The organism is Micromonospora sp. WMMA1996 (genome assembly GCF_002573675.1).
In the GTDB taxonomy this organism is placed as follows: domain Bacteria; phylum Actinomycetota; class Actinomycetes; order Mycobacteriales; family Micromonosporaceae; genus Micromonospora; species Micromonospora sediminicola.
On record NZ_PDHU01000001.1, the window covers coordinates 1,640,693 to 1,659,583 of the forward strand.

Sequence of the window (18,891 nt, forward strand, 5' to 3'; positions counted from 1 at the left end):
TCAACGGCCCAGCGCGATGAGGTACAGCGGCAGTTGGTCCGCTCCGCGCAGACCGAGGGTCTCGGCGAGTCCCTCGTCGTCGAAGGCGCCGACCGGCAACGCGCGCAGGCCGGCCCGGGCGGCCGCGTCGAGCAGGCACTGCGCCAGGTGCCCGGCCTCCAGCAGCAGGTAGCGGTAGCCGCGCAGGCCGTAGCGCTCCTGGTAGTGGGGCTGGCGGCCGGTCAGCACCACCCAGTTCGGCTCGCCGGTCACCTGGGCGAAGGCGTGTTCCCGCACCGCACCGGCGTCGATTACGCCGACCGTGGGCTGCTCGTCGCCGGCACAGGCCAGCACCGCACCGGCGTGCGACTGCACGAGGTGGCCACGCACCGCGTACAGCCCGCCGGCCGAGGGATAGGCCCGGCGGCCGTCGCGGTCCCGGCCGAACACCTCCCCGGTCACCTGACGGGCCGCGGCGTCGACGTCCGGTCCGGCCGGGCCGAAGCGGCGCGCCGACGCGGGTCGCGCCACCGCCGGACGTCGGCCGGGCTGCTGTCGGGGCACCCGCAGCGTGGCCACCGGCGGTCCCTCCGGTGGCAGCCCGGTGAGGGCGTGGAACACCAGGGCCGCCGACGGTCGGTGGGTGACCCCACGGTCCTGATCTCGGTCTCGCACCGGCGCCGCCTCAGCCGGTCTGGAACAGTCGCAGCAGTCCGGCGCCTCGGATCGCCGCAGCGTCCAGCAGGCGCTCGGGCAGCGGCCCGCCGGGCACCGGAAGGTCGGCGGCGACCGGTGAGATCACCTTGCGCACCACGATGCCGTCGGCTCGCAGCCCGGGGGTGTCGAGGTCCACGCTCACCGCCCGGTAGTGCCGGCGTAGCCGGTCGAAGTGGAAGTTCGCCTCGAACGCGGCCACGCCGGCCGGGTCGAGCGGGTCCGCCACCACCGGTGCGGCCAGCGGCGCCGGCGCACCGGCCGGTACGCCCCGGTGGTGCAGCATCAGGGCCTCCTCGAAGGCGTGGGCGGCGGCCTCGGCGACGGTGGGTGCAGCGGCGCAGCCGCCGACGTGCGCCGCTCCGGTGTCCGGGTCGTGCAGCGTGACCACGCAGACCGACGCCAGCGGGTCGGCGCACAGGTACAGGTAGGGGTCCCGGCCGAGCTGCCGGGCGACCTGGTCCAGCTCCCGGGCCCAGACGCCCGGGTCCAACCGGTGCATCCGGCCGGCGGGCCAGTGGCGCGCGACCAGGTCCCGCTCCGCCACTTCGAGCAGCCCGCCCTGCTCGGCGAGCAGGGCGCTGGTGTGCGCCGCGGTGCCCGTGCTGGTACGCGGGACGCACGGGCGGTCACCGGCCACGGCGGGAACGAGGCAGGCCACCTCGGTCGGCACCCAGCACGGCCGTCCGTCCACCAGCGAGGTCGCCGACGTCCACGGCCGTGGGGCGCGCGGGTCCACGGCCGGGTGGGGGAAGTCCGCTGCGGCCCGCTGCGCGTCGGTGAACGGCTCCGGCACCACGACGGACTGGCCGGCGGGCAGGTCCTCGCGGGCGCAGGTGACGGTCCGGGCGGGACGGCGGTTGAGCGCGAAGCGTTCGGCGGCCTCCAGTGCCGCCCGCGCGGTGGCGAGGCCGGCCAGCGGGGATACCGCGGCGGACCGGACCGGGCGTACCGGATCGGTCGCGGCACCGAGCGCGACGGTCAGGGGGATCGCCGCGTCGATCTCCTCGTGGTCCACCCACGGCTGGAAGACCGGGCCGTCCGGCGGATCCGTCCGCGCCGCCCGCCGCACCGACCGGGGTGGCCGGACCCGCTGCCGCGACCCACCACGCAGGTCGCGCAGGTGGATGTCGACGCCGTCCGGGTCCACCTCGCGGGCGGCGACGACCGCCGACACCACCGAGGCGGGCAGCGCCCGGCCGGCGGGATGCGCGAGCCGGTGATCGCCGTCGATCCGGGCCGACAGCTGCGGGTCGAGTTGGCCCAGCAGCGACCGGAGCCAGCGGTGGTCGGTGCGGTTGTGGACCACCGGTCCCACGACCAGCCAGCGGCCGAGGACGAGAACGGGTTGGTGCGGCACGGCGCCGGCGAGGTCGGCCAGCGCCGCCGCCCACGGCGCCGGCCGGTACGCGCAGGCCGCCACCGGCACCGCCGCGGCCGGCGCGTTGCGGCAGGCCGTGACCAGGTCGTCGGCCGTCCACCAGCGGCCGAGCCGCCAACCGTCGTCCGGCGCGTCGAGCAGGACGTGCTCCGGCAACGGGACCGTGGGTTCCCGCGGTTCTCCGCCCGGGAACGGCGCGCCGTCGGCGAGACGCCGCGCCTGGGTGAGCACCGCGGCCGGGTCGGGGGAGCGCAGCCGCCAGCCCCGCGCCCCGTGCCGGAGCAGGGCCGAGGCGCCCCGGTCGTCCACGCTGACGATGTCGCAGGTGGCGGCGACGTCCCGCCACGCTCCTGCGACGTCCACGGCCTCCGGCGCGGTCACGCGGGTTCCAGACGGGCCCCGCTCGCCAGCGCGTGCCAGTCGGTCGGCAGGTTGCCCCGGCTGCCGTGGTCGCAGCCGTCGCAGATGGCGAACTCGGCCGGCCGGCCGAGCAACTCGGTGCGCCAGCGGCTCATGATCGTGTCGGTGTCGTCCACGGTCAGGTTCGCGTAGCGGTGGCGGCTGCCGACGTCGTTGCTGCACGGCAGCAGGTCACCGTCCCAGGCGACGAAGAGGGACTGCTTGCGGAACAGGCAGTGCGCCTGGTCGGTCGCGCCGGGACGCGAGGTGAGCTGCATGATCGGCAGCGTGCCGCCGCGGCCCTGGACCTCGATCTGGCGGAACCTGCCCCGGGACAGTCCCCGTTCCTCGATCCAGCGGTGGAAGTCGTCCACCTCGTCCTGGTTGATGTCCATCTTGACGAAGTTGAGCGCCACCAGGTCGGGTGCCACCCGGATCGCCGCCTCCAGGTTCGCCACCGAGGCGTCCCGCTTGTCCCGCCCGAAGATGGTGGCGAACCGCTCCCGACGCAGGCTGTGGATCGACCACTTCAGCAGCGACAGGCCGGCGTCGCGCAGTGCCGTCACCGTGTCGACGTCCATCCGGAAGCCGTTGGTGACCGCGACGATCGGGAACCGCTCCTCCGGGCCGAGGGCCTCCCGCATCCGCCGGACCCACGGCACCAACCGCCGGTGCAGCGTGGGTTCGCCGATGCCCTGCAGGATGATCCCGGGCGCCTCGATCGCGGCGGCGAACTCCAGGAACCGGTCGAACGTCTCCTCGCTCATGTCGCCGAGCGGGCGCAGTTCCTGGCGGGGGCACATCATGCAGTCCGCGTTGCACCGGTTGGTGATCTCCAACTCCAGCGACGGTCGCGGCGTGCGGATGGCCGACACGTCGACCAGCAGCCCCACCTCGACCAGCGTGGCGAGCGTGCGGGCCAGGTCGTCGGCGTGTGAACCGGCGGCGAGCACCAGCGCGGCGGTGGACTGCGGGTGTTCGAACCGGCCGAGCAGCCGGGTGATCCGGTCGGTGGCGGCCACGCCCTGCTTCGCGCCGCGCCAGAGGTCGAGCCGACGGTAGACCCGGGGGGTGTCCTCGGTGTACCGCCGGGTGCCGGTGAGCTTGACGAACGGCGCCAGCACCAGTTCGGCCGGGAGGTCGCCGGTGGTCTGTGTGGTCATGGGTTCACTCTCATCTTCCAGCGGTCGAGGTCGACGGTGACGGTGCGGCCCAGGGAAGGCGACCGGAACGACTCGCCGACCGGCTCGCCGGCGACGTCCGGCACGTCCGGCCGCCCGTCCTGCGCCACCGCCATGAACATCGCGAAGGACCGGTCCACCGCCCGTTCGAAGATCGGGTCGAGGTCGGCGAACTCCGCGTGCAGCTCCGCCAGCCGGCGGTCCAGCCGCACGCGTTGCCGATCCGCCTCCGGGCCCTGGGCGTCGGCGGTGGTGTAGTTCTGCGCCAGGGCGTACGGCACGTGCGCCTCGAGCAGATTGATCCGGTAGCGGGTGGGGTCGTTCCAGACCGGCGAGTCCCGTTCCAGGGCGAAGGTCCCGACGGAGGCGTACGAGATGTGGTCCCGGTTGCGCCGGATCATCTCGAAGGTGGCGCGGGCCTCCTCGTCGGTCTCGCCGGGGAAGCCGATGAAGAACATCCAGCCGACCGGGATGCCGGCCCGCTTGAGCAGCTCGGCGTGCCGCTCCACGTCGGTGAGCCGGATGCCCTTGCGCATCAGGTCGGCCACCCGCTGGGAGCCGGCCTCGATGCCGTTGACCAGCAGCACGCAGCCGGAGTCGACCAGGCTGCGCACGGCCGCCTCGGTGAGCATCGGCTTGTCCACGCGCGCCTCGGCGGTCCACCGGAACCGCCGGTCCGCGGTCGGCCGTGCCGTCGCGGTCTCCGCCGGAACGTCGGCGATCGCGGCGAGCCGGCGGGCCAGGTCGTTGATCTCCCGCGGCGGGATGGCCTCGTCGACGAAGTACAGGTAGGAACCGTCGACCGCGCTGATCGCCTTCAGGGCGTCGTCGACGGCGTCGGCGCCGAGCCGGAAGTAGCCGTCGCCGTATCCCTCGTGGTGGGTGCAGAACGCGCACTTGCCCCAGTAGCAGCCCTTGCTGGTCAGCAGCGGGTAGATCGGCTCCGGGGTGGGGTAGAGGTGGTCCAGGTCGTGGAAGTCGGGCGCCCCCGCCGGCGGGCCGGTCTGCGGGGCGGCGCGCCGGTAGGTGACGGCCCCGTCCCGGATCCGGGCGACGCCGTCGACGTCGACGTCGGTCGCCCCGGCCGCCAGCGCGGTCAGCAACGCGGTGAGCGGCTCCTCGCCCTGGAAGGCCACCGCGTAGTCGACGTCGTGCCAGAACGAGGTGTCGTGCGCCAGCACCTCCCGCCGGACGTGGGTGACGGCGTTGCCCCCGATCACCACCACGGTGCCCGGCTGGTGTTCCTTGACCAGTCGGGCGATGAGCAGCGCCGGCGCGAGTTGTTCCAGGTAGGCGGCGCTGAGGCAGACCACCGCGCAGTCGCGGTAGCGCCCGCCCCGGACGTCGCGCTCCAGCCACCGGCCGAGGACGCTGTGCCGCAGGCGGTCGACCAGGGCGGGCCAGTCCTGCTCCGGCGTGGGCACCGGCCGGGTCAGGCCGTGGTGCCGCAGGTCGTAGGAGAGCGCCAGGTCGGCGAAGCGCAGCGTCCGGGACGCCCGGGCGACCGCGCGGGTGCTCCGGTAGGTCGCCAGGTCCCGCAGCGCCTCCCAGGCCGACGCCCCGCGGGCCGCCAGATATTCCAGGCTGAGCCGGACCCGCGTCGGGGTCGAGGGGTCCAGCTCCGTCGGCTCGACGCCGCCGGTCCACAGGGCGTGGAAGAACCGGATGTTCGCGTCGTCGGTCCGGCAGGTCACCGGGCTGCTGGCGTGCAGGTGCCCCTTGAGCAGGTACGGAGCGAGGTACGGCATGTGGTAGTAGGTGGCCGGGGGAAAGATCAGGGAGGTGTGCACGACGGGGGCTCTCCTCCGGTCGTCGGGGTGCCGGGCGGGACGTGGCGTACCGGCTGGCCGCCACGTCCCGCCGGCGTTCCGTACTGCTCAGGCCGGATCGGTCAGAACGCGACGTTGCAGCACATCGACAGCGACTCGAAGCGTCCGAGCTCGTCGAACTCGATCTCGACCACCTCGACCTCGTTGACGTCCGTGAGTTCGATCGCGGCACTCTCCGTGATGGCCGCGTCGGTCATGGTGGACATCGCGATCACCTTCCCTTCGTATCGCGCGTCGGCTCGTGATCCACGCCGCGAGCCGTGGACGGCAATCTATGGCAAAGGTTTGTCGAGCTGAACCCCTTGATCCAAGGGGTGGCAGCGGAGGGCGCAAACTTTCCCGCCGCTGAGCCGCTAATCAGTATCGATTCGCTTCACCTGCCTGTCGGACGGCACGGTTTGCTACCGAGGGTGAAGGGGTGGGCCGGGGTGGCCCGACCCGAGGCAGGGGTGCCCCCGGCGTGCTCAGGGGTTGCCATCGGGCGAGCGCCGCGATCGAGGGCCCTCGGGAACGGAGGGCCGTGCGGACCTGACCGGAGACCGAACCGGTCTCGAGCGCGGTTCGAGCGCCGCGCCGGACGCTGGGGCGCGACGCCGGTTCCTGACGGCGTCGCCGTTCCCGCCGTCGCGAAGGGACCCACCGGTGACGCATCGCCCATCCCGTCCGGCTTCCGCCCCGGGCCGCCCGAACGCCCGGGAGGTCCGCCGATGACCCGCCGAGTCGTCATCACCGGCATCGGTGTCCGCACCCCCGGGGGGCGCGGCGCCAAGGAGTTCTGGGACCTGATCTCCAGCGGGCGCACCGCGACCCGGCGGATCTCCTTCTTCGATCCCGCGCCGTTCCGCTCCCGGGTGGCCGGCGAGTGCGACTTCGACCCCGAGCTGGAAGGGCTGAGCCCGCGGGAGATCCGCCGGATGGACCGGGCGAGCCAGTTCGCCGTGGTCTGCGCCCGGGAGGCGGTGGAGGACAGCGGGCTCGATCCGTCCGAGGTCGACCCGACCCGGATCGGGGTGAGCCTCGGCAGCGCGGTGGCCGCCGCGACCAGCCTGGAACGGGAGTACCTGGTGCTCTCGGACAGCGGGCGACGGTGGCTGGTCGACCACGACTACCTGTCGCCGCACATGTTCGACTACCTGATCCCCAGCGTCATGCCGGCCGAGGTCGCCTGGACGGTGGGCGCCGAGGGGCCGGTCACCATGGTCTCCGACGGCTGCACCTCCGGCCTGGACGCGGTCAGCCACGCCGCCGACCTGATCCGCGAGGGCAGCGTCGACGTGGCGCTGACCGGCGCGGCGGACACCCCGGTGACCCCGATCGTGGTCGCCTGCTTCGACGCGATCAAGGCCACCACGCCCCGCGACGACGAGCCGGAGCGGGCCTCCCGCCCGTTCGACGGCACCCGCAACGGCTTCGTGCTGGCCGAGGGGGCGGCGATGTTCGTGGTCGAGGAGTACGAGCACGCCCGCCGGCGGGGGGCCAACGTCTACGCCGAGGTCACCGGCTACGCCACCCGCTGCAACGCGTACCACATGACGGGCCTGAAGAAGGACGGCCGGGAGATGGCCGAGGCGATCCGGGTGGCCCTGGACGAGTCGCGGGTGGACCCCACGGCGGTCGACTACGTCAACGCGCACGGCTCCGGCACGAAGCAGAACGACCGGCACGAGACGGCCGCCTTCAAGCGCAGCCTCGGACAGCACGCGTACGGGGTGCCGGTCAGCTCGATCAAGTCCATGGTCGGCCACTCGCTCGGCGCGATCGGCTCGATCGAGGTGGCCGCGTGCGCGCTGGCCATCGAGCACGGCGTGGTGCCGCCGACGGCCAACCTCACCACTCCCGATCCCGAGTGCGACCTGGACTACGTCCCGGTCACCGCGCGGGAGCGGCGGCTGGACACGGTGCTCACCGTGGGCAGCGGCTTCGGCGGGTTCCAGAGCGCCATGGTGCTGCGCGCGGCGGGGGTTCGGCGATGACCACGCCCGTCCTCGTCACCGGTCTCGGCGTGGTCGCGCCGAACGGGCTCGGAGTGGACGACTTCTGGTCGGCCACGCTCGCCGGGCAGTCCGGCATCGCGCCGCTGGACCGGTTCGACGCCGGCCGGTACCCGGCCTCGCTCGCCGGTCAGATCGCCGACTTCGACGCCGCCGCGCACCTGCCCAACCGGCTGCTGCCGCAGACCGACGTCTCGACCCGGCTGGCTCTGGCCGCCGCGGAGTGGGCGTTGCGCGACGCGGCGGTCGGCCCGGGAGACGTCCGGGACTACGACATGGGCGTGATCACGTCGAACGCCTCGGGCGGCTTCCAGTTCACCCACGGTGAGTTCCGCAAGCTGTGGTCCCAGGGGCCGCAGTTCGTCAGCGTCTACGAGTCGTTCGCCTGGTTCTACGCCGTCAACACCGGGCAGATCTCGATCCGGCACGGCATGCGTGGCCCGGGCGCGGTGCTGGTGGCCGAGCAGGCCGGCGGGCTGGACGCGCTCGGGCACGCCCGGCGTACGGCCCGCAGGGGCACCGCGCTGGTGGTCAGCGGCGGGGTCGACTCGTCGTTCGACCCGTGGGGCTGGGTGTCGCACCTGGCCAGTGGCCGGGTCAGCCCGGTGGCCGACCCCCGCCGGGCCTACCTGCCGTTCGACACCGCCGCCAGCGGCTACCTGCCCGGCGAGGGCGGGGCCATCCTGGTGCTGGAGCGGGCCGACGCCGCCGCCCGCCGCGCCGCCCCCCGGGTGTACGGGGAGATCGCCGGCTACGCCGCCACCTTCGACCCGCCGGCCGGCAGTGACCGTCCGCCGGGCCTGCGGCGGGCGGCCGAGTCGGCGCTGCGCGACGCGGGCGTACGCCCGGACGAGGTGGACGTGGTCTTCGCCGACGCGGCCGGCGTGCCCGAGCTGGACCGGGTCGAGGCGGCGGCGATCCGCGACCTGTTCGGGCCGGCCGGGGTGCCGGTGACCGCACCGAAGACGCTCACCGGCCGGCTCTACTCCGGCGGCGGGCCGTTGGACGTGGTCGCGGCCGTGCTCGCCATCCGGGACGGCCTGATCCCGCCGACCTGGCACACCGGCGACGTGCCCGCCGACTACGGCATCGACCTGGTGCGGGACGCGCCGCGGGAGGCGCCGGTGCGGACCGCCCTGGTGCTCGCCCGCGGCCGCTGGGGCTTCAACGCCGCGGTGCTGGTACGCGCCGCCGCCGCGCCGGTCCCGGCGGCCTGACCTCCGCATTTCCGACCCGGCGCCGCCCGGCGCCGGTTCGCCGACCGAGGAGAGACGACATGCCCCTGATGACTCTGGACGACCTCCGCGACATCCTCGTCGAGTGCGCCGGCGAGGACGACTCGAACGACGTCAGCGGCGACATCGCCGACGTCCCGTTCGAGGACCTCGGATACGACTCGCTGGCCCTGATGGAGACCGCGGCCCGGATCGAGCAGCGCTTCGGGGTGCGCCTGCCGGACGAGCAGGTGATGGACCTGGGGACCCCGAAGGCCGTCCTCGACGCGGTGAACACGGCCGCCGCCACGGCCTGAACCCGCCGACGAAGGGAGGTCACCGTCATGAGTGGATCGAGCCGGAGCCGGCGCACCGAGCACACCGCGGTGGTGCCGGGGTCGCCCGATCAGGTCTTCGAACTGGTCGCCGAGGTGCGTCGATGGCCGGTGGTCTTCGGGCCGACCGTCCACGTCGAGCACTTCGGCCGGGACGGGGACCGGGAACGGTTCCGGATCTGGGCGATGGTCAACGACCGGGTGAGCACCTGGACGTCGAGCCGCGTGCTCGACCCGGTCGACCTGCGGATCCGGTTCGCGCAGGACCGCAGCCAGGCGCCGGTGGCCTCGATGCGGGGCGAGTGGCTGTTCCGCCCGGCGTCCGGCGGCGGCACCGAGGTCCGGCTCAGCCACGAGTTCACGGTCGTCGACGACGATCCCGACGCGTTGGACTGGGTCGGCACGGCGGTGGACCGCAACAGCCCGGCCGAGCTGGCGGCGCTGGCCCGCGTCGCCGGCCTGGCCCGGCCGGTGGGCGAGCTCGTGGTCGAGTTCGCGGACACGGTCACCCTGCCCGGGTCCCCGGCGGACGCCTTCGAGTTCGTCGACCGGGCGGACCGGTGGGCGGAACGGCTGCCGCACGTGCGGCGGGTCCGCCTCACCGAGGACGAGCCGGGGTCGCAGACGCTGGAGATGGAGACGGTCACCGGGGACGGCTCCACCCACCGCACCCGCTCGGTGCGGGTCTGCCGCGCCACCGACCTGATCGCCTACAAGCAGTTGGAGGTGCCGCAGCTGCTGCTCGGACACAGCGGCACCTGGACCTTCGCCGACCGGGACGGCGCGACCGAGGCCACCGCCCGGCACCTGGTGCTCGTCGACCCGGAGGCGGCCACCGCGCGGTTCGGCGGCGCGGACCCGCTGGCCGCCGCCCGGGCGTACGTGCGCGACGCGCTCGGCGCCAACAGCCGGACCACGTTGGCCCGGGCGGGCGAGTTCGCCGCCGCCCGGCGAGCGGCCGACGCGGCGGCGCGGTGAGCGCCCCGACCACGCCGGTCGCGCCGGCCGGTCGGCTGACCGAGATCGCCGACGGCGTCTACGCCTTCACCCAGCCCAACGGCGGATGGTGTCTGAACAACGCCGGTGTCCTGGTGGGCGGCGACGGCGCCGTGGTGGTGGACACGGCGGCGACCGAGGCGCGCGCGGCCCGCCTGCGCGAGGCGGTGGACGCCCTGGGCGCCGGCCCGGGCCGGGTCGTGGTCAACACGCACCACCACGGCGACCACACCTTCGGCAACGCCGCCTTCGGCCCGGGGACGACGGTGGTGGCCCACGAGCGGGCCCGGGTGGAGATGGCCGAGACCGGGCTCGCCCTGACCGGGCTCTGGCCGGACGTGGACTGGGGCGACGTGCGGGTGGTGCTGCCCACGCTGACCTTCCGTGACGCGCTGACCCTGCACCAGGGGGAACGGCGGGTGGAGTTGCTCCACGTCGGGCCCGCGCACACCACCAACGACGTGGTGGCCTGGTTGCCGGCCGAGCGGGTGCTCTTCGCCGGCGACGTGGTGCTCTCCGGCTGCACCCCGTTCAACCTGATGGGCTCCATCGAAGGGGCGCTGGCGGCGGTGCGGCGGCTGCGCGAGCTGCGGCCGGCGACGGTGGTCTGCGGTCACGGCGCGGTGACCGGACCGGAGGTGTTCGACCCGACCGAGCGGTACCTGCGGTGGGTGCTCGACGTCGCCCGGCACGGGGTGGCGCAGGGCTGGTCGCCGCTGCGCGCGGCGCGCGAGGCGGGCCCCGGCGAGTTCGCCGACCTGCTGGACCCCGAGCGCACCGTGGGCAACCTGCACCGGGCGTACGACGAGGTGCGCGGCGGCGCCCGTGGTCGCCCGTTGGACGTGGTGGCGATTTTCCAGGAAATGGTGGACTTCAACGGGGGTCAGCTGCCCGAGTGCCGGGCCTGACCGGCCGACCGCGGTGCCGGGGGCGGTTCGCGTGAAACGCGACGACCGCCCCCGGCATTCGCCTGCCCGGTTCGTCGGGGAGAGTATTTCCGGTCGGTAAAATTGTGTCGGCAGATGTGTCGGGCGGCCCGGCTTTCGCCGGCGCTCGTTTGGAACTTCTGTCGGATAGTGTGTTGCGAGCCCGGCACAAATCACCGACCTCGACCGAATTCCCAGGTCAACGCGACTGTCCGAAATGGTTGTGGCGTCGGTCACGCCTCGTTGGGTGTCCCATCCCCCATCTATGATTGTCGACAGGTGTGAATGCACCGGGGGAATGCCGGTTCGGCCCCCGTCGTGGGAATTGCGAGTGCGACGGGAAGGTGCGAGTGCCGATCGGCCTTAATTGTCCGTGAACAACGCCTGGCTCGGGGGAATCAAGGTGCGCTTCAATCTGCTCGGTCCGCTGGAAATCGTCGCCGACAACGGTAGGGCGGCGACGCTGAGCACACCCAAGGTGTGCCAGGTGCTCGCCCTGCTGCTCATCCGGCCCAACGAGATCGTCAGCGTCGGCGCGCTGGTCGAGGAACTCTGGGCGGACCACCCGCCCCGCAGCGCGGTGACCACGCTGCAGACGTACGTCTACCACGCCCGGCGCATCTTCGCGCAGCAGGAGCTGGTGCGGCCGGACCGGGAGCTGCTGGTGACGCGGCCGCCCGGCTACCTGGTCGACGTCACCGAGGACGAGGTCGACGCCGCCGTGTTCATCCGGCTCACCCGCCGTGGCCGGACACTGCTCGACGACGGCCGACTCGAGGAGGCGTCCCGGGTGCTGCGGGAGGCGCTCGACCTGTGGCGCGGCGCGGCACTCGCCAACGTCTCCGCCGGCACCGTGCTGCGCGGCCAGATCACCCACCTGGAGGAGCTGAAGATCCGGGCGATCGAGCTGCGGATGGAGGCCGAGCAGCGACTGGGCCGCCACCGGGAGCTGATCCCCGAGCTGCGTGCGCTGGTCTGCGCGTACCCGCTCAACGAGTGGTTCCACGCCCAGCTCATCACCGCGCTCAACCGGTCCGGCCGGCGGGCCGAGGCGTTGCAGGCCTACCACGACCTGCGCCGCATCCTCGACGAGGAACTGGGGGTCCTGCCCACCCCGGAGGTCCAGCAACTCCAGCTGGAGCTGCTCAACATCGGTCACCTGCCGCTGCCCGCCGACCGGGACCGAGCCGGCGTCGAGCTGTCCTCGAGCCCCTCCTGACACGGTACGGGCGACCGCCAGTCGTCCGTACCAGGAGGAGGCAGGACGTGCGCGATCAATTGTCCGAACGAGACGGTCTGCGGGCCGCCGCCGAGCAGGTCGCCGATCTGGCCGGCAAGCGCGCCGGCGCCGCCGAGGCGGAGCGGCGACTGCATCCGGAGGTGGTCCGGGCCGTCCTCGACGCCGGGTTCGCCCGGCACTTCGTGCCGGCCCGCTGGGGCGGCGACGCCGGGACGTTCACCGAGGTGTCCCGGGCGGTGGCGGCGATCGGCGAGAGCTGCGCCTCCACCGCCTGGTACGCCTCACTCACCGCCGGCCTGGGCCGGATGGCCGCCTACCTGCCGGCCGCCGGCCAGGCCGAGCTGTGGCGTGACGGTCCCGATCCGCTGATCGTCGGCGCGCTGATGCCGCTGGGCGAGGCGACGCCCTCCGACGGCGGTTGGCGGCTCACCGGCCGGTGGCCGTACGTGAGCGCGGTCGAGTTCTCCGACTGGGCGCTGGTCTGCGCGATGGTCCGGACCGACGGCGGGCCGCAGGCGCGCTTCTTCGCCGTCCCCCGGGCGGCGTACGCGATCGAGGACACCTGGTTCACCGTCGGCATGCGGGCCACCGGGAGCAACACGCTCGTCCTCGACGACGTGCGGGTGTCCGCCGAGATGTCCTTCACCCGCGACGCGCTGGCCGCCGGCACGGCGGCCGAGGCGGACGCGCCCTGTCACCGGGTGCCGCTCAAGGCCGCCAACGGCCTGGGGTTCGCGGCGCCGATCCTCGGCACGGCGACCGGCGCGCTGAAGGTGTGGACGTCGTGGATCGCCGAGAAGGTGCGCACCGCACCGGCGAACGGCATCACCGGCGGCCCCGGCTACGACGCGGTCCTGGCCCGCTCGGCGGCCGAGATCGACGCCGCCCGTCTGCTGCTGGACCGGGTCGCGGCGGTCGTCGACGGCGGGCCGGTCGGCGCGCTGGAGACCGCGCGCAACGGCCGGGACTGCGCCTTCGCCGTGGACCTGCTGGTCGGCGCCGTCGACCGGTTGTTCCGGGCCGCCGGCACCCGCGCCCAGGCCGACGGCAACGCCCTGCAACGCGCCTGGCGGGACGCCAACGCCGCGGCCAGTCACGTCGTCCTGCAGTTCGACCCCGCCGCCGCGGCCTACGCCGCGCAGGCGTGGCACCGCCCCTGACCGAAGGAGGACTCCGTGGTCGACCCCGCCCGGCCGGACGCCGGATTCATCGCCATCGTCACGCTCCGCACCGACGGGCCGGAACAGCAGCGCCAACTGCTCGACCTGCTCGTCCCCGACGTGCAGGAGTGGGTCCGGCACTGTCCCGGCTTCATCTCCGCCAACTACCACGTCAGCACCGACGGCACCCGGCTGGTCAACTACGCGCAGTGGGCCAGTGAGGAGGCGTACCGGGAGTCGTTCAAGCGCAACCCGCGCGCCGGCGCGCTGCGCGCGGCACTGGCCGCGATCCCCGGTGTGCGGGGCCCCGAGATGACCGGCTACACCCTGGCCCGCAGCATCCCGGCCGCCGCCGTCACCGAACCCGCCTGAGCCGTACGTCCCCTGTGGACGCGACGTCGAGCCGGCCTCGACCGGCCGTTGCGACCGTTGCTGCGCGCCCGGCGGCGCACGGACGCCGCCCGGGTTCACCCCGAATCGAGAGGACCGCAATGACCACTCGCACGACCTGGAAGCGCCGGCTGCTGGCGGTGGCGGCGCTGGGCGCGGTGGGGCTCGCCGCCACACCGGTCCCGGCCGCCGCCACCACCGGTGCGGTCGCCCCGACCGGCGCGGCCGCCGACAACCTGCTCCCGCCGACCGTGACCGGCACCGTTCCGGTCGACTACAGCTGCTACGTCACCTTCCCGGGCGGGTCGACGACGGTGCCGTTCAGCCTCACCTTCACCGCCTCGGCGCCGCAGAAGGTGGCGCCGTACCGGCCGTTCGCGGTCACCCTCGACCCGCAGGAGTGGACCCCGGACCCGAAGTTCAACCAGCAGGTGCGCACCGTCAAGGTCAGGTACAAGCTGCCGGACAACGCCTGGTACGTCTGGCACACCCTCTCCGGCGGCAAGAACCTGACCACGCCGCCGCAGGCGCAGTACGACTGGTCGACCCGGGTGCTCACCATCACCGAGACCGGCCCGCTGCCCGCCAGCGTGCCGTTCGACCTGCCGACCGTCACCGTCTACCTGCTCTCCGGCCCGAGCGGCACCGCCCGGACCACCACCGGCGGGACCAGCCTGACCGACCCGTCCTGGACCTGGGTCCGCACCGACCTGGAGGGCGTGGAGCGGCCGTTCGACTGCAACCCGGCGGCCCCGGTGGTGTTCACCAGCACCACCATCGGCTGACCGACCGGCACCACGGCGGGCGCCGGACCTGGTCCGGCGCCCGCGTCGTCCGACCGTCCGTACGCGGAAAGGAAGCAGGACATGACCGACAAGCCCGTCGCGCTGGTCACCGGATCCTCGTCCGGGATCGGCGCCGCGGTGGCCCGCCGGCTCGGCGGCGCCGGCTACCGCGTGGTGGTGAACTCCGCCCGGTCCCGGGAGGCGGGGGAGAAGCTCGCCGCCGAACTGCCCGACGCCGTCTACGTCGCCGCCGACGTCGCCGACCCGGCCGGGTCCGCCGGGCTGGTCGAGGCCGCCGTGCAGACGTACGGCCGCCTCGACGTCCTGGTCAACAACGCCGGCCGGACCCGCCTGATCCCGCACGCCGACCTGGCCGCCGCGACCCCCGAGGTGTGGCGGGAGATCCTCGACCTCAACCTGATCGGCACCTGGCAGACCACCGTCGCCGCGATGCCGCACCTCACCGCGACCGGCGCTGGCGCCGTGGTGAACGTGTCCTCCGTCGCGGGCAGCCGGCCCGCCGGAAGCTCCATCCCGTACGCGGTCAGCAAGGCCGCGGTGGAACACCTGACCCGGCTGCTGGCCAACGTCGTCGGGCCCCGGGTCCGGGTGAACGCCGTCGCGCCCGGCCTGATCGAGACACCGTGGACGGAGTCGTTCACCGCCATCGCCGAGAAGGTCCGGGAGAGCACCCCGCTGCGCCGGGTCGGCCGGCCCGAGGACGTCGCCGAGGCGGTGGCCGGCCTGGTCGCCGCGACCTACGTCACCGGCCAGGTCGTCCTGGTCGACGGCGGCGCCCACCTCATCTGAAGCCGGAGGCAACGCATGAAGCTCGCCGTGAACCTCGTCTACCAGGACGCCGCGCTGCTGGCCCGCACCGCCGAGGAGCTGGGCTACGCGGTCGCGCTCGCGCCCGAGGGATACCGCTCCGAGGCGGCCAGCCTGCTCGGCGCGGTGGCCGCGAGCACCGACCGTATCGGCCTGGCCTCCGGGGTCATGCAGATCCCCGCCCGGACACCGGGACTGGCCGCGCTGACCGCGGCGACGCTGGACGCGCTCAGCGGCGGGCGGTTCCGGCTCGGCCTGGGCGTCTCCAACGCCGAGGTCTCCGACGGCTGGTACGGCGTGCCCTTCGACGAGCCGTTGCGCCGCACCCGGGAGTACGTCGACATCGTCCGCGCCGCGCTGCGCGGCGGCCCGGTGCGCTACTCCGGCCGCCACTTCCGGCTGCCCCGTGACGGCGCGGGCAGCGCACCGCTGCACCTGCTCACCACCCCGCTGCGCGCGGACCTGCCGATCTGGCTGGCCGCCGTCGGTCCGAAGAACCTGCGGCTGGCGGGGGAGATCGCCGACGGGTGGATCGGGGTGTTCACCTCGCCGGCGCTCGCCGCCGAGGCGATCGGCCAGGTGCGCGCCGGCCGGGAAAGCGCCGGCCGGACGATGGCCGGGTTCGAGACGCTGCCCTGCCTGCCGACCGCGATCGCGGACGACGTGAGCGAGGCGGTGGACCTGGTCCGCGGCCAGTACGCGTACCTGCTCGGCATCGGCGACCCGGAGCGCAACGTGTACGTCGCGCTGGCCCGGCGCCTCGGCTACGTCGGCGAGGTGGAGAAGGTGCACGACCTGGTCCTCGCCGGCGACCGGGTCGCCGCCGGCGCGGCGGTGCCGGAGGGCTTCGTGCTCCAGACCGCGCTGGTCGGGCCGCCGGACCGGGTGGCGGGACGGATGCGCGAGTACGCCGAGGCCGGCGTGACCACGCTGGGCGTCATGGTGTCCGCCGCCGCGACCGACACCGCCGGCCGGGTGACGATCCTGCGCCGCGCGGCGCAGGCGCTGCGCCGGGCCGGGCTGGCCGAGGACTGACGACGACGTCGACGGCGGGGAGCGGCCGGCCCACCGGCGGCTCCCCGTCGGTCCGTCCGGACTCACCGCCGGGTCGCGGGTCCCACCGTGCCGAACGTGCGCTCCACGTAGAGCACCGGGTCGCGGGTGGGCGCCAGCTGGGCCGTCCGCACCAGACCGAGCAGGATCACGTGGTCGCCGGCCTCGTACTGCCGGTAGCGGTCGCACTCCAGCACCGCCGCCGCGCCGTCCACCACGGTCAGCCCGCCGGCGGTGCGCCGGAACCGGCCCTGGGCGAACTTGTCCTCCCGCTTGCTGGCGAACCGTCGCGCCAGCTCGGTGTGGTGGCTCTGCAGGATGCTCACCGCGAACCGCTCGCAGCCGGCGAAGACCGGGTACGAGTGCGCCGAGCGGGCCAGGCAGACCAGCACCAGCGGCGGCTCCAACGAGACCGAGCAGAACGAGTTGGCGGTGAAGCCGTACGGCACGCCGTCGGCGTCCCGGGTGGTCACCACGGTGACACCGGTCGGGAAGGACGCCATGGCGGCCCGGAAGTCGGCGGGGTCGAGCGCCTCCCGGCGGGCGTCGGCCCGCTCACGCGAATCCGCTGGGATCATCCTGGTTCCTCTGCTTCCGGTCGGGTGCGGCGAACCTCCCGCACCACGCTGGCCGCCGGGGCTCGAAGGCGGGTCGAACCGGGGTCGGACGCTCCGCCACCAGCGATCCTCGGTCCGCGTTCGAGCGCCCCGGGGTCGGATGGTCCGTGACCCGGTGCCGTGCCTGGAGGGTGGGAGCGATGACGCAGACGGTCGAGCGGACGCTGGAGGAGCCCCGCTGGGTGCTCTGCCCCGGCTGCGCCACGCCGGTGTACGGCCGGCGCTGGCAGCGCAACCTGCACGTCTGCCCCGAGTGCGGGCGGTACACGCCGCTGACCGCGCGCCGGCGACTGGAGCTGCTGGTCGACGACGGCCGCTACGAGCCGCTCGACCTGGACGCCCGCAGCGAGGACCCGTTGGGTTTCGTGGACACCGTGCCGTACCCGGCCCGGCTGGCCGAGGCGCGGGCCCGCACCGGCCTGCACGAGGCGGTGCTCTGCGCGCGGGGGCGGATCGGCGGCGCCCCGGCGGTGCTGGCGGTGATGGACTTCCGGTTCCTCGGCGGCAGCCTGGGCAGCGCCGTGGGGGAGCTGATCACCCTGGCCGCCGAGGTCGCGCTGGCCGAGCGGACGCCGCTGGTGATCGTCTCCGCCTCCGGTGGCGCCCGGATGCAGGAGGGCGTGCTGTCGCTGATGCAGATGGCCAAGACGGCCGCCGCGCTGGGCCAGCTCGACGAGGCCGGCGTGCTCACCGTCTCGCTGGTCACCGACCCCACCTACGGCGGGGTGGCCGCCTCCTTCGCGACGCTCTGCGACGTGATCCTGGCCGAGCCCGGCGCGCGGCTGGGCTTCGCCGGCCGCCGGGTCATCGAGCAGACCATCCGGGAGAAGCTGCCGCCGGAGTTCCAGACCGCCGAGTTCCTGCGGGAGCGCGGCGTGGTGGACCGGATCGTGCCGCGCGCGCGGCTGCGTACCGAGATCGGGCGGCTGCTGCGGGCGGCGGCCGACGCCGGCACGCCGGAGCCGGCCCCCGCCCCGGACGCCGCCGCGACGGTGCGCGACCCCCACCGGCTGCCCGAGGCGGACGCGTGGGAGCAGGTCCGCCGGGCCCGCGACCTGAGCCGGCCGACCACGCTCGACTACCTGGCCACCGCGTTCACCGACTTCCTGGAGCTGCACGGCGACCGGATCTCCGGTGACTGCCCGTCCGTGGTCGGCGGCCTCGCCCGGCTGGCCGGACGGCCGGTGGTGGTGATCGGCCAGCAGAAGGGCCACACCGCCGCCGAGCTGGCGCGCCGCAACTTCGGCATGCCGATGCCGTCGGGCTACCGCAAGGCGGCCCGGCTGATGCGGCTGGCCGAGAAGCTGCGGCTGCCGGTGGTGACGCTCGTGGACACGCCCGGCGCGTTCCCCGGCGCGGACGCCGAGGAGCGCGGGCAGGCCGTCGCGATCGCCGAGAACCTGCGGCTGATGTCCTCGCTCACCGTCGCGGTGGTCACCGTCGTCATCGGCGAGGGCGGCAGCGGCGGCGCGCTCGGCCTGGCGGTGGCCAACCGGGTGCTGGCGTTCGGTTCGGCGGTCTACTCGGTGATCTCGGCCGAGGGGTGCGCGGCGATCCTCTGGAAGGATCCGGCCGTCGCGCCCCGGGCCGCCGCCGCGCTCCGGGTGACCGCCCGGGACCTGCTGCGCCTCGGCGTGGTCGACGGTGTCCTGGTCGAGCCCGACGGCGGCACCGGCGCCGACCCGTCGGCCGCCGCCGACGCGCTGCGCCGGGCCGTGGCGGAGGCGCTGCGCGACCTCGACGGCCTCACGCCGGCGCAGCTGCGCGCCGACCGGCGGGGCCGGTTCCGCCAGTACGGCTCCGCGCTGACCGTGGAGTCGGAGCTGCGGTCGATGACCGGCCCGCGCCGCTGACCGTCCGGATCGCCGCCGAC

18 protein-coding genes are annotated in these 18,891 nt (G+C 74.3%); 12 read left to right on the forward strand and 6 right to left on the reverse strand.

Annotated features, from left to right (window positions below; all coding sequences use genetic code 11):
• The 5 genes from COO58_RS07885 to COO58_RS30160 all read right to left on the reverse strand — a co-directional run bounded on the left by COO58_RS07885 (position 1) and on the right by COO58_RS30160 (position 5,689).
• The gene (locus COO58_RS07885) at positions 1-654 is read right to left on the reverse strand and encodes a nitroreductase family protein (RefSeq protein WP_176558769.1); all 654 of its coding nucleotides are present in this window, start codon (positions 652-654) and stop codon (positions 1-3) included.
• Positions 655-664: 10 nt separating this feature from the next.
• The gene (locus COO58_RS07890) at positions 665-2,455 is read right to left on the reverse strand and encodes a YcaO-like family protein (protein WP_176558770.1); all 1,791 of its coding nucleotides are present in this window, start codon (positions 2,453-2,455) and stop codon (positions 665-667) included.
• Positions 2,452-3,636, reverse strand: a complete 1,185-nt coding sequence (locus tag COO58_RS07895) for a radical SAM/SPASM domain-containing protein (protein WP_091573941.1) — start codon at positions 3,634-3,636, stop codon at positions 2,452-2,454. Before COO58_RS07895 ends, COO58_RS07890 begins: the two co-directional genes overlap by 4 nt.
• A complete protein-coding gene (locus tag COO58_RS07900; protein ID WP_098744378.1) occupies positions 3,633-5,444 on the reverse strand; it encodes a radical SAM protein in 1,812 nt (603 codons plus the stop codon). Before COO58_RS07900 ends, COO58_RS07895 begins: the two co-directional genes overlap by 4 nt.
• 101 nt (positions 5,445-5,545) lie before the next feature.
• The gene (locus COO58_RS30160) at positions 5,546-5,689 is read right to left on the reverse strand and encodes a hypothetical protein (protein WP_157779040.1); all 144 of its coding nucleotides are present in this window, start codon (positions 5,687-5,689) and stop codon (positions 5,546-5,548) included.
• A gap of 501 nt (positions 5,690-6,190) precedes the next feature.
• Between COO58_RS30160 and COO58_RS07905 the strand changes: the two genes are divergently transcribed.
• From COO58_RS07905 to COO58_RS07955, 11 genes are all read left to right on the forward strand, one after another.
• Entirely contained in the window at positions 6,191-7,456 is a 1,266-nt protein-coding gene (locus tag COO58_RS07905; RefSeq protein WP_098744379.1) for a beta-ketoacyl synthase, read from the forward strand.
• Positions 7,453-8,691, forward strand: coding sequence for a ketosynthase chain-length factor (locus tag COO58_RS07910; RefSeq protein WP_098744381.1), 1,239 nt, complete (start codon positions 7,453-7,455; stop codon positions 8,689-8,691). Before COO58_RS07905 ends, COO58_RS07910 begins: the two co-directional genes overlap by 4 nt.
• Positions 8,692-8,750: 59 nt before the next feature.
• The gene (locus COO58_RS07915) at positions 8,751-9,005 is read left to right on the forward strand and encodes an acyl carrier protein (protein WP_098744382.1); all 255 of its coding nucleotides are present in this window, start codon (positions 8,751-8,753) and stop codon (positions 9,003-9,005) included.
• A 27-nt stretch (positions 9,006-9,032) separates the two neighbouring features.
• On the forward strand, positions 9,033-10,001 hold the full coding sequence (locus COO58_RS07920) for an aromatase/cyclase (protein ID WP_098744384.1): 969 nt from the start codon (positions 9,033-9,035) through the stop codon (positions 9,999-10,001).
• The gene (locus COO58_RS07925; RefSeq protein WP_218012341.1) at positions 9,998-10,927 is read left to right on the forward strand and encodes an MBL fold metallo-hydrolase; all 930 of its coding nucleotides are present in this window, start codon (positions 9,998-10,000) and stop codon (positions 10,925-10,927) included. The genes COO58_RS07920 and COO58_RS07925 overlap by 4 nt, the downstream gene beginning before the upstream one ends.
• A 421-nt stretch (positions 10,928-11,348) precedes the next feature.
• Positions 11,349-12,164, forward strand: coding sequence for an AfsR/SARP family transcriptional regulator (locus COO58_RS07930; RefSeq protein ID WP_176558771.1), 816 nt, complete (start codon positions 11,349-11,351; stop codon positions 12,162-12,164).
• Between the two features lie 47 nt (positions 12,165-12,211).
• Positions 12,212-13,345 (forward strand): hydrolase, encoded by a 1,134-nt coding sequence (locus tag COO58_RS07935; protein ID WP_098744386.1) that lies wholly within the window; start codon positions 12,212-12,214, stop codon positions 13,343-13,345.
• A 15-nt stretch (positions 13,346-13,360) separates the two neighbouring features.
• Complete coding sequence (locus COO58_RS07940; RefSeq protein ID WP_091573948.1) at positions 13,361-13,717, forward strand: antibiotic biosynthesis monooxygenase; 357 nt, start codon at positions 13,361-13,363, stop codon at positions 13,715-13,717.
• A 119-nt stretch (positions 13,718-13,836) separates the two neighbouring features.
• Positions 13,837-14,520: a hypothetical protein gene (locus COO58_RS07945; protein ID WP_091573949.1), complete on the forward strand. Its 684-nt coding sequence runs from the start codon at positions 13,837-13,839 to the stop codon at positions 14,518-14,520.
• Between the two features lie 81 nt (positions 14,521-14,601).
• Complete coding sequence (locus tag COO58_RS07950) at positions 14,602-15,330, forward strand: SDR family NAD(P)-dependent oxidoreductase (protein WP_091573950.1); 729 nt, start codon at positions 14,602-14,604, stop codon at positions 15,328-15,330.
• Positions 15,331-15,345: 15 nt separating this feature from the next.
• Positions 15,346-16,383 carry an LLM class flavin-dependent oxidoreductase gene (locus tag COO58_RS07955; RefSeq protein WP_091573951.1) on the forward strand — a complete coding sequence of 346 codons (1,038 nt, stop codon included), beginning with the start codon at positions 15,346-15,348 and terminating at the stop codon, positions 16,381-16,383.
• 62 nt (positions 16,384-16,445) lie between these two features.
• Here COO58_RS07955 and COO58_RS07960 read toward each other — a convergent pair whose 3' ends face one another.
• Positions 16,446-16,979 carry a flavin reductase family protein gene (locus COO58_RS07960; protein WP_091573952.1) on the reverse strand — a complete coding sequence of 178 codons (534 nt, stop codon included), beginning with the start codon at positions 16,977-16,979 and terminating at the stop codon, positions 16,446-16,448.
• Positions 16,980-17,158: 179 nt separating this feature from the next.
• On the opposite strand from COO58_RS07960, the gene accD reads away from it, so the two are divergent.
• Positions 17,159-18,871, forward strand: coding sequence for an acetyl-CoA carboxylase, carboxyltransferase subunit beta (gene accD, locus COO58_RS07965; RefSeq protein ID WP_098744387.1), 1,713 nt, complete (start codon positions 17,159-17,161; stop codon positions 18,869-18,871).
• Positions 18,872-18,891: the final 20 nt, after the last annotated feature.